This window comes from Paracoccus sp. (in: a-proteobacteria) (assembly GCF_030538495.1).
Lineage (GTDB): Bacteria > Pseudomonadota > Alphaproteobacteria > Rhodobacterales > Rhodobacteraceae > Paracoccus.
In genome coordinates this window covers 25,735-39,531 of record NZ_JAUNTW010000015.1, presented here as the reverse complement: position 1 = coordinate 39,531, position 13,797 = coordinate 25,735, and the positions used below count along the sequence as shown (strand labels likewise).

15 protein-coding genes and 3 pseudogenes are annotated in these 13,797 nt (G+C 59.1%); 8 read left to right on the top strand and 10 right to left on the bottom strand.

All coding sequences use genetic code 11. The annotated features are described in order from the left end of the window. From fusA to Q4G20_RS12695, 3 genes and pseudogenes are all read left to right on the top strand, one after another. A pseudogene (gene fusA / locus Q4G20_RS12705) lies at window positions 1–758 on the top strand (elongation factor G); the annotation flags it as partial. A gap of 59 nt (window positions 759–817) precedes the next feature. Then, the gene (tuf, locus tag Q4G20_RS12700) at window positions 818–1,993 is read left to right on the top strand and encodes an elongation factor Tu (protein WP_303343827.1); all 1,176 of its coding nucleotides are present in this window, start codon (window positions 818–820) and stop codon (window positions 1,991–1,993) included. Between the two features lie 187 nt (window positions 1,994–2,180). Next, the gene (locus Q4G20_RS12695; RefSeq protein ID WP_303343826.1) at window positions 2,181–3,020 is read left to right on the top strand and encodes a 2OG-Fe(II) oxygenase; all 840 of its coding nucleotides are present in this window, start codon (window positions 2,181–2,183) and stop codon (window positions 3,018–3,020) included. Between the two features lie 48 nt (window positions 3,021–3,068). Here Q4G20_RS12695 and Q4G20_RS12690 read toward each other — a convergent pair. The 9 genes and pseudogenes from Q4G20_RS12690 to rplO all read right to left on the bottom strand — a co-directional run. Continuing rightward, window positions 3,069–3,293: pseudogene (locus Q4G20_RS12690) on the bottom strand (Rrf2 family transcriptional regulator); the annotation flags it as partial. A 42-nt stretch (window positions 3,294–3,335) separates the two neighbouring features. After that, window positions 3,336–4,132: pseudogene (locus tag Q4G20_RS12685) on the bottom strand (amidase family protein); the annotation flags it as partial. 192 nt (window positions 4,133–4,324) lie between these two features. Further along, window positions 4,325–4,750, bottom strand: a complete 426-nt coding sequence (rplQ, locus tag Q4G20_RS12680; RefSeq protein ID WP_303343825.1) for a 50S ribosomal protein L17 — start codon at window positions 4,748–4,750, stop codon at window positions 4,325–4,327. A 105-nt stretch (window positions 4,751–4,855) separates the two neighbouring features. Beyond that, window positions 4,856–5,872 carry a DNA-directed RNA polymerase subunit alpha gene (locus Q4G20_RS12675; protein WP_303343824.1) on the bottom strand — a complete coding sequence of 339 codons (1,017 nt, stop codon included), beginning with the start codon at window positions 5,870–5,872 and terminating at the stop codon, window positions 4,856–4,858. 113 nt (window positions 5,873–5,985) lie between these two features. Beyond that, window positions 5,986–6,375 (bottom strand): 30S ribosomal protein S11, encoded by a 390-nt coding sequence (gene rpsK, locus Q4G20_RS12670; protein ID WP_303343823.1) that lies wholly within the window; start codon window positions 6,373–6,375, stop codon window positions 5,986–5,988. A gap of 12 nt (window positions 6,376–6,387) precedes the next feature. Continuing rightward, window positions 6,388–6,756: a 30S ribosomal protein S13 gene (rpsM, locus tag Q4G20_RS12665; protein WP_303343822.1), complete on the bottom strand. Its 369-nt coding sequence runs from the start codon at window positions 6,754–6,756 to the stop codon at window positions 6,388–6,390. 171 nt (window positions 6,757–6,927) lie between these two features. Beyond that, complete coding sequence (locus Q4G20_RS12660; protein WP_303343821.1) at window positions 6,928–7,578, bottom strand: adenylate kinase; 651 nt, start codon at window positions 7,576–7,578, stop codon at window positions 6,928–6,930. A 37-nt stretch (window positions 7,579–7,615) separates the two neighbouring features. Then, on the bottom strand, window positions 7,616–8,986 hold the full coding sequence (gene secY / locus Q4G20_RS12655) for a preprotein translocase subunit SecY (RefSeq protein WP_303343820.1): 1,371 nt from the start codon (window positions 8,984–8,986) through the stop codon (window positions 7,616–7,618). Window positions 8,987–9,092: 106 nt separating this feature from the next. After that, window positions 9,093–9,569, bottom strand: coding sequence for a 50S ribosomal protein L15 (gene rplO / locus Q4G20_RS12650; protein WP_303343819.1), 477 nt, complete (start codon window positions 9,567–9,569; stop codon window positions 9,093–9,095). A 326-nt stretch (window positions 9,570–9,895) separates the two neighbouring features. Between rplO and Q4G20_RS12645 the strand changes: the two genes are divergently transcribed. After that, entirely contained in the window at window positions 9,896–10,501 is a 606-nt protein-coding gene (locus Q4G20_RS12645; protein ID WP_303343818.1) for a hypothetical protein, read from the top strand. A 5-nt stretch (window positions 10,502–10,506) separates the two neighbouring features. Here the strand turns inward: Q4G20_RS12645 and hchA are convergent, their stop codons facing one another. Continuing rightward, window positions 10,507–11,508, bottom strand: coding sequence for a glyoxalase III HchA (gene hchA, locus Q4G20_RS12640; protein WP_303343817.1), 1,002 nt, complete (start codon window positions 11,506–11,508; stop codon window positions 10,507–10,509). 108 nt (window positions 11,509–11,616) lie between these two features. On the opposite strand from hchA, the gene rpsJ reads away from it, so the two are divergent. From rpsJ to Q4G20_RS12620, 4 genes are read left to right on the top strand one after another with little or no spacing between them, the layout of a single operon-like run. Continuing rightward, window positions 11,617–11,925 (top strand): 30S ribosomal protein S10, encoded by a 309-nt coding sequence (gene rpsJ / locus Q4G20_RS12635; protein WP_042247848.1) that lies wholly within the window; start codon window positions 11,617–11,619, stop codon window positions 11,923–11,925. Between the two features lie 11 nt (window positions 11,926–11,936). Further along, a complete protein-coding gene (gene rplC, locus Q4G20_RS12630; RefSeq protein WP_303343816.1) occupies window positions 11,937–12,803 on the top strand; it encodes a 50S ribosomal protein L3 in 867 nt (288 codons plus the stop codon). Then, complete coding sequence (gene rplD, locus Q4G20_RS12625) at window positions 12,800–13,420, top strand: 50S ribosomal protein L4 (RefSeq protein ID WP_303343815.1); 621 nt, start codon at window positions 12,800–12,802, stop codon at window positions 13,418–13,420. The genes rplC and rplD overlap by 4 nt, the downstream gene beginning before the upstream one ends. Next, complete coding sequence (locus tag Q4G20_RS12620) at window positions 13,417–13,713, top strand: 50S ribosomal protein L23 (protein WP_303343814.1); 297 nt, start codon at window positions 13,417–13,419, stop codon at window positions 13,711–13,713. The genes rplD and Q4G20_RS12620 overlap by 4 nt, the downstream gene beginning before the upstream one ends. Window positions 13,714–13,797 lie beyond the last annotated feature (84 nt).

Here is a 13,797-nt window from a genome sequence, read left to right as displayed (position 1 = left end):
AAACCGATCTGGAATCGGGTCAGACCATCATGAAGGGCATGGGCGAACTTCACCTGGACATCTTGGTTGACCGCATGAAGCGCGAATTCAAGGTCGAGGCGAATATCGGTGCGCCGCAGGTGGCGTATCGCGAAACCATCTCGAACGAAGCGGAAATCGACTACACCCACAAGAAACAATCGGGTGGTACGGGTCAGTTCGCACGGGTCAAACTGGTCATCACCCCGACCGAGCCGGGCGAAGGTTATTCGTTCGAATCCCGGATCGTTGGTGGTGCGGTTCCGAAAGAATACATCCCCGGCGTCGAAAAAGGCATCAAATCGGTGATGGATTCGGGTCCGCTGGCGGGCTTCCCGGTGATCGACTTCAAAGTCGCGCTGATCGACGGTGCGTTCCACGATGTTGACTCGTCGGTTCTGGCCTTCGAAATCGCCGCCCGTGCAGGGATGCGCGAAGGTCTGCGTAAGGCCGGCGCGAAACTGCTGGAACCGATCATGAAGGTCGAAGTGGTGACGCCGGAAGAATATACCGGTTCGATCATCGGCGACCTGACCAGCCGTCGCGGCATGGTTCGCGGCCAAGACAGCCGCGGCAACGCCAACGTCATCGACGCCATGGTGCCGCTGGCCAATATGTTCGGTTACATCAACAACCTGCGCTCGATGTCGTCGGGCCGCGCGGTGTTCACCATGCAGTTCGACCATTACGATGCCGTGCCGCAGAACATCAGCGACGAAATCCAAAAGAAATACGCCTGATAAGGGCGGGGCGGGGGCATCCCCCGCCCATCCGCAACACGAAGTAAGGAGCCAGCCCAATGGCAAAGGCAAAGTTTGAACGGACGAAACCGCACGTCAACATCGGGACGATTGGTCACGTTGACCACGGCAAGACGACACTGACGGCGGCGATCACCAAATATTTTGGTGACTTCAAGGCGTATGACCAGATCGACGGCGCGCCGGAAGAAAAGGCCCGCGGGATCACGATTTCGACCGCTCACGTTGAATATGAATCGGATTCGCGCCACTACGCGCATGTGGACTGCCCCGGCCACGCCGACTATGTGAAGAACATGATCACCGGCGCGGCGCAGATGGACGGCGCGATTCTGGTGGTGAACGCCGCTGACGGCCCGATGCCGCAGACCCGCGAACACATCCTGCTGGGCCGTCAGGTCGGCATCCCCTACATGGTCGTTTACCTGAACAAGGTTGACCAGGTGGACGATGAAGAACTGCTGGAACTGGTCGAGATGGAAGTGCGCGAGCTGCTGTCCTCCTACGACTATCCGGGCGACGATATTCCGATCGTCAAAGGCTCGGCTCTGGCCGCTATGGAAGGTCGCGACCCGGAAATCGGCGAAAACTCGATCCGCGCGCTGATCGCGGCTGTCGACGAATACATCCCGACCCCGGAACGCGCTGTTGACCAGCCCTTCCTGATGCCGATCGAAGACGTGTTCTCGATCTCGGGCCGCGGCACCGTGGTGACCGGTCGTGTGGAACGCGGCGCGGTGAACGTGGGTGACGAACTGGAAATCGTGGGCATCCGCGACACCAAGAAAACCACCTGCACCGGCGTTGAAATGTTCCGCAAGCTGCTGGATCGCGGGGAAGCTGGCGACAACATCGGCGCGCTGCTGCGCGGCATCGACCGTGACGGCGTTGAGCGTGGCCAGGTGCTGTGCAAGCCCGGCTCGGTCAAGCCGCACACCAAGTTCGAGGCCGAGGCCTATATCCTGACCAAGGAAGAAGGCGGCCGCCACACCCCGTTCTTCGCCAACTATCGCCCGCAGTTCTACTTCCGCACGACGGACGTGACCGGCACGGTGAAGCTGCCGGAAGGCACGGAAATGGTGATGCCGGGCGACAACCTGAAGTTCGAAGTTGAACTGATCGCCCCGATCGCCATGGAAGAAAAACTGCGCTTCGCCATCCGCGAAGGCGGCCGCACCGTCGGCGCCGGCGTCGTTGCCAAAATCATCGAGTGATCTGAATAAGATCGCTTAACGGAAAACCCGCCCATCTGGGCGGGTTTTTTCGTTGCATATTGGGAAAATGACAGTATGGCGACAGCGACTGTTGGGATGCCCTTTTCCATACAAAAAACTTGAAAACTGATCGGTTTTCCGCAATGAGTAGCACAGTTGTTTGGACGTTAGATGTTTGAGGTGCGCCATGCAGAACCCGGCTTATCCGATTGATACCGATAGTTTGCTTATTGATGTGAAAGCCGCGCGCGAATTGGGCAATGCCCACGCTGCGGAATATCAATCCGGCGATCCGTATCATCATATCTGTATTGATGGTTTTTTGCCTGAAACGGTTATTGATCGTGTTCAGCAGGATTTACGCGACTTGCCACAGGCAGATCACAGTTTTGCCCGCGATCAAGAGCGTTATAAGTCCGCCTACAACCCTGAGCGTTTGCCGAAATATACGCGCGACCTGTTTTATGCGCTGAATTCGCGTCCGTTCCTGTTGTTTCTTGAAGATTTGACCGGAATTAAAGGTCTGATCCCTGATCCTTATTTCATGGGGGCCGGGATTCATAAAACCCTGAATGGCGGCCATTTGGATATTCACGCTGATTTCAACCTGCATAAACCCATGATGGTTGAGCGGCGCCTGAACGTGTTGATTTACCTGAATGATGATTGGCAAGAGGAATGGGGCGGTTGTTTTGAAATCTGGGATAATGACATGACCCAGATGTTGAAACGCTTTGCCCCTATCCGTAACCGGATGGTCTGTTTCAGCACATCCAGCACCAGTATGCACGGCAACCCCGTGCCCGTAAATCACCCCAATGGCGAGCCGCGCCAATCCATTGCTTTATATTATTACACGGCAACTTGGGATGATACCCGCAGAGAACATACGACCATTTTCAAACCCCGTCCTGGGACTGAAGACAAATGGGATAAAAAGGTGCGGCGCCATGAAATGGTGAAGGATCTGTTGCCACCGGCCCTGCATCGTCGCATTGCGGGGAAACTGCGGCGGCTGGGACTGTAATTCCTGCTGTCATATAAATGCCCCTGCGAATATGCGGGGGCATTTGTTTTAATCATCCACCACATTCAAAATCTGCGGCAAAGCCGGGCAGGGCAGCATCTGGTTCTGCGCAATATCGGCCAGCGTGGTGTTGTGCAAAAACACATAGACATGCGCCGACAGGCTTTCCCACAGCCGGTTTGACAGGGTTTGCGCCCGCGACCCGCAGACGCCGCCGGATGCGCCCGCGCCGACATGCAGCGCGCTGACGGTTTCATCCACAGCCCCCAGAACCAGTGCGGTGTCCGCCACCCCGCGCGCCAGAACGCCAACCTTGTCCAGACTGGGGCACAGCACCATAGCCGCCGCGCGACTGATCCGGCCAAAGCTGGGCCGCAACCCAACCACGCCGCAGCGTTCAGCCGGGGACACAATCGACCCCAAGGTCTCGGTTCCGATGGCAAAGCCGCACATCCCCGCCGCCGTCGCCGCCGCGGATCCTGCCGATGACCCGGACGACCCTTCACTCAGGTTCCATGGGTTGCGCGTCTGGCCGCCATACCACACATCGCCATAGGCAAGCGCGCTCGTGCTGGTTTTGCCCAAGAGCACCGCCCCCGCCGCCCGCAGGCGCGTGACCACAGCGGCATCCTGTTCCGTGACGCGGTCCTGCCACGGCTCGGCCCCCAGCCGGTCACCGTCCCTTTGGCGTCAAATAAATCTTTCAGCCCATAGGGGATGCCATGCAGCGGCCCCAGATACACACCCGCCACCAGCTCGGCATCCGCTGCGGCGGCCTCGGCCAAGGCGCGTTCGGGCATGACCTGCGCCCAAGCGGACAGTTTCGGGTTCAGCGTTTCGATCCGGTCGAGGTAAATCTGCGTCAGCCGCTGCGATGTCAGCGCCCCCGAGGCGATCCAGCTGGACAAATCGCGGACCGGCGCAAAGGCAATATCGGTGTCAGTATCGGGCAGCGGTCGGTCGGTGGGGGGCAGATGAACCTCTCCGTCCGGCGGAACGTCGAACCCCGGCAAACGCGGATCAAACACATGCGCGGTCTGCGCGTGATTGTCCCACCGCAGCGCCCGCCCCGCGCGCGCCAATTCGACCTGATCGGCCAAACTGCCCGCCATCTGCGCACGTTCCTGCGCGGACCATGCCAGCCCTAAGACCGCTTCGGCGCCGAGAATATCGTTAACGTCCATGTGCCACTCCGCCGTCGTTTCCTGTTCACGAAACTAAAGCATATCTGCCGCGGAATGGACACAACCCGCCGCGACCACGCGCGGCAAAAGAAAAGGCCCGCTTGCGCGGGCCGATCGGTCTTATTCTTCTTCGAAACCAGCGGCTTCGGCGTCGAGGCGCGCGCGGTCTGCGGCGCCTTTGGCGGACGGATCACGGTCCACCAGTTCGATGATCGCCATCGGCGCCATGTCGCCGTAACGGAAACCGGCTTTCAGGATGCGGACATAACCGCCCTGACGTTCTTTGTAACGGCCACCCAGTTCGTCGAACAGTTTGGCGACATGCATGTCCTGTTTCAACTGCGCTGCGGCCTGACGGCGGGCGTGCAGATCGCCGCGTTTCGCCAGCGTGATCAGTTTTTCAACGATCGGACGCAGTTCTTTGGCTTTCGGCAGAGTCGTTTTGATCTGTTCATGTTCGATCAACGAACCGGCCATATTGGCGAACAGCGCCTTGCGGTGTTCATGGGTGCGGTTCAGGCGGCGGTAACCACGAGCGTGACGCATGATAATCTCCTTTTACGTCTTTTGCTTTGTCCGGCGGCCCATGCGTGCGGGCCGCTCTCCTTGGGGCGGATGCCCGGTTGCGGCGAGGTTGCCCCCGCCACGAAATCAGAATTGGTCGTCGAAACGCTTGGCCAGATCTTCGATGTTTTCCGGCGGCCAATCGACCACATCCATACCCAGATGCAGGCCCATACCCGACAGCACTTCTTTGATTTCATTCAAAGATTTGCGGCCAAAGTTCGGGGTGCGCAGCATCTCGGCCTCGGTTTTCTGGATCAGATCACCAATATAAACAATATTGTCGTTTTTCAGACAGTTAGCCGAACGCACTGACAGTTCCAGTTCATCAACCTTTTTCAGCAGGCGCGGATCGAATTCCAGCCCGTCATCCGCATCAGCGCGGTTGGCCGATTCGGGTTCGTCAAAGTTCACGAACACCGCCAGCTGATCTTGCAGAATACGCGCAGCATAGGCCACAGCGTCATCCGGGGTCAGCGAGCCGTCGGTTTCCACCTTCATCGTCAGCTTGTCATAGTCGAGAACCTGACCTTCGCGGGTCGGGGTGACTTCGTAGCTGACGCGCTTCACCGGCGAGAAAATCGCATCAATCGGGATCAGACCAATCGGCGCATCTTCGGGACGGTTTTTGTCGGCGGCGACATAGCCCTTGCCCGTCTGCACGGTCAGTTCCATGTTCAGATCGGCGCCGTCATCCAGATGGCAAATGACGTGATCGCGGTTCAGGATCGTGATCCCGGCGGTTTCCTGAATGTCACCGGCCTTGACCTCGCCCGGACCTTTGGCCGACAGCGTCAGGCGTTTCGGGCCTTCGATGTCCATTTTCAACGTGACGCCTTTCAGGTTCAGAACGATGTCGGTGACATCTTCACGAACCCCGGCAACGCTGCTGAATTCATGCAGCACGTTGTCAATCTGAACCGAGGTGATCGCCCCACCCTGCAACGACGACAGCAGCACACGGCGCAACGCGTTGCCCAGCGTCAGGCCAAAGCCCCGCTCCAGCGGTTCAGCAATGACGGTTGCGGTGCGGGTCGCGTCAGCGCCCGGCTTAACCAGCAGCTGCGCAGGCTTAATCAATTCGGCCCAATTTTTATGGATCATGGACTGGCCTCCATACTTGTCACCGGCTCATGACCAAAGCCGACAACTCCCGAGGTGAAATGCGGAAATCCGGGCCGCGCCAAAACGCGACCCGGCGATGTTGTGGCGTCGTGTCAGACGCGACGGCGCTTGGGCGGGCGGCAACCGTTATGCGCGATCGGGGTCACGTCACGGATCGCCGTGATGTTGAACCCAACTGCGGCCAGTGCGCGCAATGCCGATTCACGGCCCGAACCCGGACCCTGAACTTCGACTTCCAGCGTGCGAACGCCGTGTTCCTGTGCCTTGCGGCCCGCATCTTCGGCGGCCATCTGCGCGGCGTAAGGGGTCGATTTGCGCGAGCCCTTGAACCCCATGGTGCCAGCCGACGACCACGAAATGGCGTTGCCCTGCACGTCCGAGATCAGGATTTTGGTGTTGTTGAAGCTCGAATTCACATGCGCCACACCTGCGGCGATGTTCTTACGCTCTTTGCGCTTCATACGGGTTTTATCGCGTGCCATTATCCGATCCCCTTACTTCTTCTTGCCGGCGATCGGCTTGGCCGGGCCTTTGCGGGTCCGTGCGTTGGTGTGGGTGCGCTGACCGCGAACCGGCAGGCCACGACGGTGGCGCAGGCCACGATACGAACCCAGATCCATCATGCGCTTGACGTTCATCTGAACTTCGCGGCGCAGGTCGCCTTCGACGGTCAGGTTGGCGTCAATATATTCGCGGATTTGCAGCACTTCGGCGTCAGACAGATCGTTAACGCGACGCGTGCGGTCAATGCCCACAGCTTCACAGATCTGTTCGGCATACATCGCGCCGATGCCGTGGATATAAGTCAGAGCGATGGGGACGCGTTTCCCCGTCGGAATGTTAACGCCAGCAATACGAGCCACGCGTGTATCCTTTTCAGTTGCGATTCCGTAACGCCGGAATCTTTTTTCACAACATAAAGCCCGAAAGCCAAGCCTTCGGGCCAGATGATGGTCCACCCGGAATTGAGTGATTCCCACAATGGGAAATTGCCAGATACAAAACAAAATGCCCCGCGTCAAGCGGGGCGTTGCTTATTTCCGATCCAATGCGGCACCGATCTGCGCGCCGACATCGTCCATCGACGCCAGACCGTCCACCGGGGTCAGTTTGCCCTTGGCATAGTAATAGCCAATCAGCGGCGACGTTTTCTTGTAATACTCCAACAGCCGGGTTTTCAGGCTGTCTTCGTTATCATCGGCGCGGCGGGTCAGTTCGGTCGAACCGCAGGCATCGCACACGCCTTCTTTGGCGGTCGGTTTGGTTTCATCGTGATACACTTCGCCGCAATTGCCGCAGGTGAATCGGCCCGTGATCCGGCGCACCAAGGCATCGTCATCAACGCGCATTTCCACCACGGCATCCAGCGACGCGTCCATATCCGCCAGCAATTTCCCCAAAGCATCGGCCTGCGCCAGCGTCCGGGGGAAGCCGTCGAAAATGAACCCGTTGCCGCCATTGGCCAACTGTTCGCGAATCAGGCCAATGACGATCTCATCGGTGACAAGCTGGCCGCGGTCCATAACCTCGGCCACGCGCTTGCCCATTTCGGTCCCCGAGGTGCGGGCGGCGCGCAGCATGTCGCCGGTGGACAGCTGAACCAGCCCCCGTTCCTCGACCAGTTTGCGTGCCTGTGTTCCCTTACCCGCGCCCGGAGGCCCCAAAAGGATGATGTTGATCGTCATGGCGACTGTCCCCCTCAGTTGGCCATTCGGCCTGTCATCAGCGACGCGACGGCGCGCGGCGCGGTTTTGCGGTTCCCGGCTTACGCTTACCACGCAGCTGAGATTTCTCAATCAGACCTTCATATTGGTGAGCAAGCAAGTGGCTTTGCACCTGATTGATGGTGTCCATTGTCACCGACACAACGATCAGAACCGAGGTGCCGCCGATATAGACCGGGATCGACCACTGCGTGCGCAGGATTTCCGGCATCAGACAAACCGCCGCCAGATAGGCCGAACCGATCACCAAGAGCCGGTTCACGACGTAATCCAGATATTCTTCGGTCCGTTTGCCCGGGCGAATCCCCGGAATAAAGCCGCCCTGATTTTTCAGGTTGTCCGCCACATCATCGGTTTTGAACGACACGTTCTGCGTATAGAAATACGTAAAGAACACGATCATCCCCGCAAAGAACAGCAGATACAGCGGCTGCCCCGGCCCGAAATAGGCCATGATCGTGGACATCACCGGCCCGCTGTCATTGCCCGAGAAGGTCGAAACCGTGACCGGCAGCAGAAGCAGCGAACTGGCAAAGATCGCCGGGATCACGCCCGCGGGGTTCACCTTGATCGGCAGATGGCTGGATTGGCCATCATAGACCTTCATCCCGACCTGACGGCGCGGATATTGGATGCGGACCTTGCGCAAGGCGCGCTCCATGAACACCACGAAACCGATCACCGCGACCAGCATCACGATCACCGCCAGAATAACCGGCGTGGAAATCGCGCCCGAACGGCCCTGCTGGAAGAAGGTCGCCATGGCGGCCGGCACCTCGGCCAGAATGCCGATGAAAATGATCAGCGAAATCCCGTTGCCGACGCCGCGCGCAGTGATCTGTTCACCCAGCCACATCAGGAACATGGTGCCGCCAACCAGCGTGATCACAACCGAGGCCTGGAAAAACAGGCCGGGATCATGCGCCAAGCCACCCGCTTCAAGGCTGCGGGCCAGACCATAGGCCTGAAACAGCGCCAAGGCGACGGTGCCATAGCGGGTGTATTGGTTGATTTTCTTGCGGCCCTGCTCGCCCTCTTTCTTCAGCTGTTCCAGCGAGGGAACCATCGAGGTCAGCAACTGAACGATGATCGAGGCCGAAATATACGGCATAATGCCCAGTGCAAAAACGCCCATCCGGCCCAAAGCGCCGCCGGTGAACATCGACAGCATCCCGCCGATCCCGGCCGATGCCTGATCCATAAAGTTGCGCAGCGCACCACCGTCAATCCCCGGCACCGGAATATAGGTGCCAAGACGATAAATGATAAGAAGCCCGATGGTGAACCAGATCCGCTGGCGAAGTTCGGTGGCCTTGCCGAGTTGCCCCCAAGAGAGGTTCGCGGCCATCTGTTCTGCGGCTGACGCCATGTTATCCGTCCCGTGTCAAAACAGCGCCGCCGATCCATTTCCGGGGACCGGCGGCGCCTGAAAACCTGATTGCTATCTATGGGGCGATGACGCCCGGTTCAACAGCTTATTCAGCCGCCGCGGTCGCAACCGGCAGCGTCACTTTGCCGCCCAGTTTTTCGACGGCCTCAACAGCCGCTTTCGATGCGCCGGTCACAACGATGGTCAGACCCGCCTTCAGTTCGCCTTTCGCCAGCAGACGGATACCGTCCAGCTTGCGGCGCACCAGACCCGATTCGACCAGAGCGTCTTCGGTCAGCTCGGCGGTCGCGTCGATTTTGCCCGCGTCGATAAAGCCCTGAATCTGGCCCAGATTAACGACGGCAAAGGATTTGGTGTTCGGTGCGGTAAAGCCGCGCTTGGGCAGGCGGCGATACAGCGGCATTTGACCGCCTTCGTAACCGTTCAGCGCAACACCCGAACGCGATTTCTGACCTTTGATACCACGGCCAGCGGTTTTACCCTTGCCCGAACCGGGACCACGGGCAACGCGCTTTTTCTTGCGGTTGGCACCTTCGTTGTCGCGAATTTCATGCAGTTTCATAACGCTTCTCCTAATGCCGGAAGCGCCCCGCGAAGCGAATGGGGCGGACACGGCGTTTTTTGTTGATTGGTGTCGGACGAAAATCCAACCCGCGCCATTTAGCGGACCCAGCCGTCTTGGTCAAGTCCATCACGCCGCGCCCCTGCGCCGCAAAATACATAAATCCTTAACAAACGCACCAAAGTCATTTCTAATCAAAGCAATACCCGAACATCATCGAAAACCCCACCTTCATAACCCCGTGATCCCGCCACGCAGCCCTTGCACCCGTCCCGCCAGCATCGTTTAGCCAAGACATCCTAATATATCGTAAAGGGATCCGAAAAATGCGCCTTGCTGCCCTGGCATTGATGACGATGACCGCCCCCGCATGGGCCGAAGCGACGTTTTGCACCGCCATGATCAACGGTCAGGACGTTTTGTTGGGCTATGACACCGCCGAACCGGGGTTGCGCGGCCGCTATTCGATGCGCGAACGGCTGGCGACGAAATGGGGGCGGCATGACTGCCCCAGCTATGTCGTGCTGCGCAGCCTGACGCCAGAGCTGGACGATGACGGGCGGCAGCCGTTTTGCCTGCGCATGGACGCCTCGGGCGATTCGGTGATGGGTTACGATCTGGGCGACCGCGACGCATGGGGACGCTGCCGCGCGCCGCGCAAAACCGCCTGCGAACGCGTCAACGCGACCAAGGACGCCGCAGCCGCCATGACCGGCGCCGCCGCGCGCGCGACCGTCAGCGGGCTGCAAGCCCTGCCCGACGGGTCCGGCGCGGTGATCCTGTCCGGTTCGGGCGAGGCGATCACCGGCGCATTAGGCACGATCGGCGGCGCGGCATCCGCCATTGCCGCATCCCCTGCCCTGATCGCTGGCACCGCTGTGTCGGTGGTTGCGGTCGGCGGCGCAGTTTACGCCTGCCGCGAACGGGATTAAGATGTTCAGATTGCGCCGTTCCGCGCAGCTTTCAGCAATTCGGTAGCGGCCAGTTTACCTAATGCGTTGCTGGCCAGCGGGCTGTCTCCGGTCAGCAAACGCCCATCCTGAGCCGTTGCGCCTGTGGCAAGGCGGTTTGTGATCACAATGCCTTGCGCACGCAATTTCTGGCAAAATTTCCACGTCAACTTGCCCGGCATATACCCAATCGAGGGCGTCATCGCATCAACCAGATCCGGAAAGGCGCATATCCGCCGTCCTCGCAGCGGGTTATCCGGTCCCAATGCCAGAAACGCCGCTGGCCCGTGGCAGATCGAGATGATGAATTTACCTTCGCGCAACGCCCATTGCAGCACCTGACGCACGGCATCGCTTTTGGGCAGACCCAGCAACGCCCCGTGACCGCCCGGAATGAATATGGCGGCACAATCGCCGTTGAGACGCCCTACGACATCGTCAAGTTTCAAAGGATTTTCAAATTGATCCGCGTATAATCCTCGAAAATCGGTGACCTGTTGATCTCTGGCGGGCATCGCCCATTCTTCGAACATCACCGCGCCACCCGAAAGGGTCGCAATGTCAAAGGCAAAGCCGGCTTTATGCAGGTGGATCATCGGCAAGAGGGTTTCAACAGGATGATTGCCGGTTGAAAAACAGGTGCCGTTTTGCATATTCAGATGCCTCTGATCGGCAGCGATCACCAACACACGCAGCCGCCCGCCGGTATAGGGCGCGTCATACTGCGCGTCCAAATTCGTTTTATCCTGCGTGAAAAGGCGCAGGGAAAACGGTGATGGCGTAAATGAACCGGGATGGTCGTAATCCGGCAAGGGCTTGAGCGCGTTCAAGGGCATGGGAAACAGCCTATCCGTTATGGCACGATCCAAATAAGGGAATGTGCCGTTTTTATCAAGCCATGCGTGCGAAATCCCTGTTGACGCAGGCGCAAAAAAGCGCCATAAGCGCCCATCTGTGACCCTTCCCGCAAAGAATCGGTTGCAACGCAAGGCCGTCCGGTATCGGGGCGGCCTGCAATTTTTCTTACGGTTCGATGCTGGCGGCGCGTGGTGCGGTGTCAGCCTCTCAACTGGAACTCCCCGCCAGAGGGATGATCTATGCAAAGCCAAAACATCCGCATCCGGCTGAAGGCGTTTGACTATCGCGTGCTGGACGCCAGCACGCAGGAAATCGTCAACACTGCCAAACGGACCGGCGCGACCGTTCGCGGCCCGATTCCGCTGCCGAACAAAATCGAAAAATTCACCGTTCTGCGTGGCCCCCATATCGACAAAAAATCGCGCGATCAGTGGGAAATCCGCACGCATAAACGTCTGTTGGACATCGTTGATCCGACCCCGCAGACCGTGGACGCCCTGATGAAACTCGACCTCGCCGCTGGCGTGGACGTCGAGATCAAAGTGTAAGGGGGCCTGAAATGCTGAGAACTGGTGTTATCGCCAAGAAACTGGGCATGACCCGGCTGTTCCTTGAGGATGGTCGTCAGGTTCCCGTGACCGTCCTGCAACTGGACGGCCTGCAAGTTGTGGATCAGCGCACGATTGAACGCGACGGTTACACCGCCGTTCAGCTGGGTGCCGGTGCCGCAAAGGCAAAACGCACGACCGCAGCCCTGCGCGGCCATTTCGCCAAGGCAAATGTTGCGCCGAAACGCAAAATCGCGGAATTCCGCGTGGCGGAAGAAAACCTGATCAATGTGGGTGAGGAAATCACCGCTGACCACTATTTCGCGGGTCAGTTCGTGGACATCGCCGGCACCTCGATCGGTAAAGGTTTTGCCGGTGCGATGAAGCGTCACAACTTTGGTGGTCTGCGCGCCTCGCACGGTGTGTCGATCAGCCACCGTTCGCACGGTTCGACCGGCCAATGTCAGGACCCCGGTAAGGTGTTCAAGGGCAAGAAAATGGCGGGTCATCTGGGTGCCGTTCGCGTCACCACGCAGAACCTGCAAGTCGTGAAAACCGACGCCGATCGCGGCCTGATCATGGTCAAAGGTTCGGTGCCGGGTTCCAAAGGTGGCTGGGTGACGATCAAGGACGCCGTGAAAAAAGCGACGCCCGAAAACGTGATCTATCCCGCCGCGCTGAAATCCGCCGCCGAAGAAGCGAAGCGTCTGGCCGAAGAAGCTGCTGCACAAGCCGCTGCCGAGGAAGAAGCCGCCCGCAAGGCCGCTGAAGAAGCCTCCGCCGCCGAGCAAGAAGCCGCGCTGAAAGAAGCCGAAGCCTCGATCGAGGCCGACAAGGCTGCTGACGGCGAAGCTGCGCCCGAAGGAGACAAAGAATGAAACTCGATGTGATCAAGCTGGACTCTGGTAAAGCCGGGTCGATCGAGCTGGCCGATGAGGTCTTTGGTCTGGAGCCGCGCGGCGACATCCTGCAACGGGTCGTCCGTTGGCAGCGCGCCAAGGCACAGCAAGGGACCCACTCGGTTCTGGGCAAGTCGGAAGTCAGCTATTCGACCAAGAAGATCTATCGCCAGAAAGGCACCGGCGGCGCACGTCACGGTTCCCGCAAGGCCCCGATCTTCCGTAAGGGTGGCGTCTATAAAGGCCCGACCCCGCGCAGCCACGCCTTTGATCTGCCGAAGAAAGTGCGCGCCCTTGGGCTGCGTCACGCGCTGTCGGCCAAAGCAACCGCTGGTGAACTGGTCATCGTCGAGGATCTGAACCTGACGGATGCCAAAACCTCGGCTGTGGCCAAAGCGGTCAAAGAAAACGGCTGGAAACGCGTGCTGGTGATCGACGGTGCCGAAGTCAACGAAGGCTTTGCCCGCGCCGCCCGCAACATCGAAGGCGTGGACATCCTGCCGTCGATGGGCGCCAACGTCTATGACATCCTGAAGCGTGATACCCTGGTCATCACCCGCGCAGGTGTCGAAGCTCTGGAGGCTCGTTTGAAATGAGCGCGAAAGCGGAACATTACGATGTGATCGTCAAGCCGATCATCACCGAAAAGGCGACGATGGCGTCGGAAAACAACGGCGTTGTTTTCCAAGTGGCCATTGATTCGACGAAACCGCAGATCAAAGAAGCGGTTGAGGCCCTGTTTGGTGTGAAAGTGAAGGCCGTGAACACGACCATCACCAAAGGCAAGACCAAACGCTTCCGCGGCCAACTGGGCCGTCGCAGCGACGTGAAAAAAGCCTATGTGACCCTGGAACAGGGAAACACTATCGACGTGTCCACCGGACTCTGATAGACGGCTGCGAATCTGCGGCCCCGGCATTGTCCGGGGCCGCGATTGTTTGACTGAAACGGACCACCACGGTCCAAAGCAACG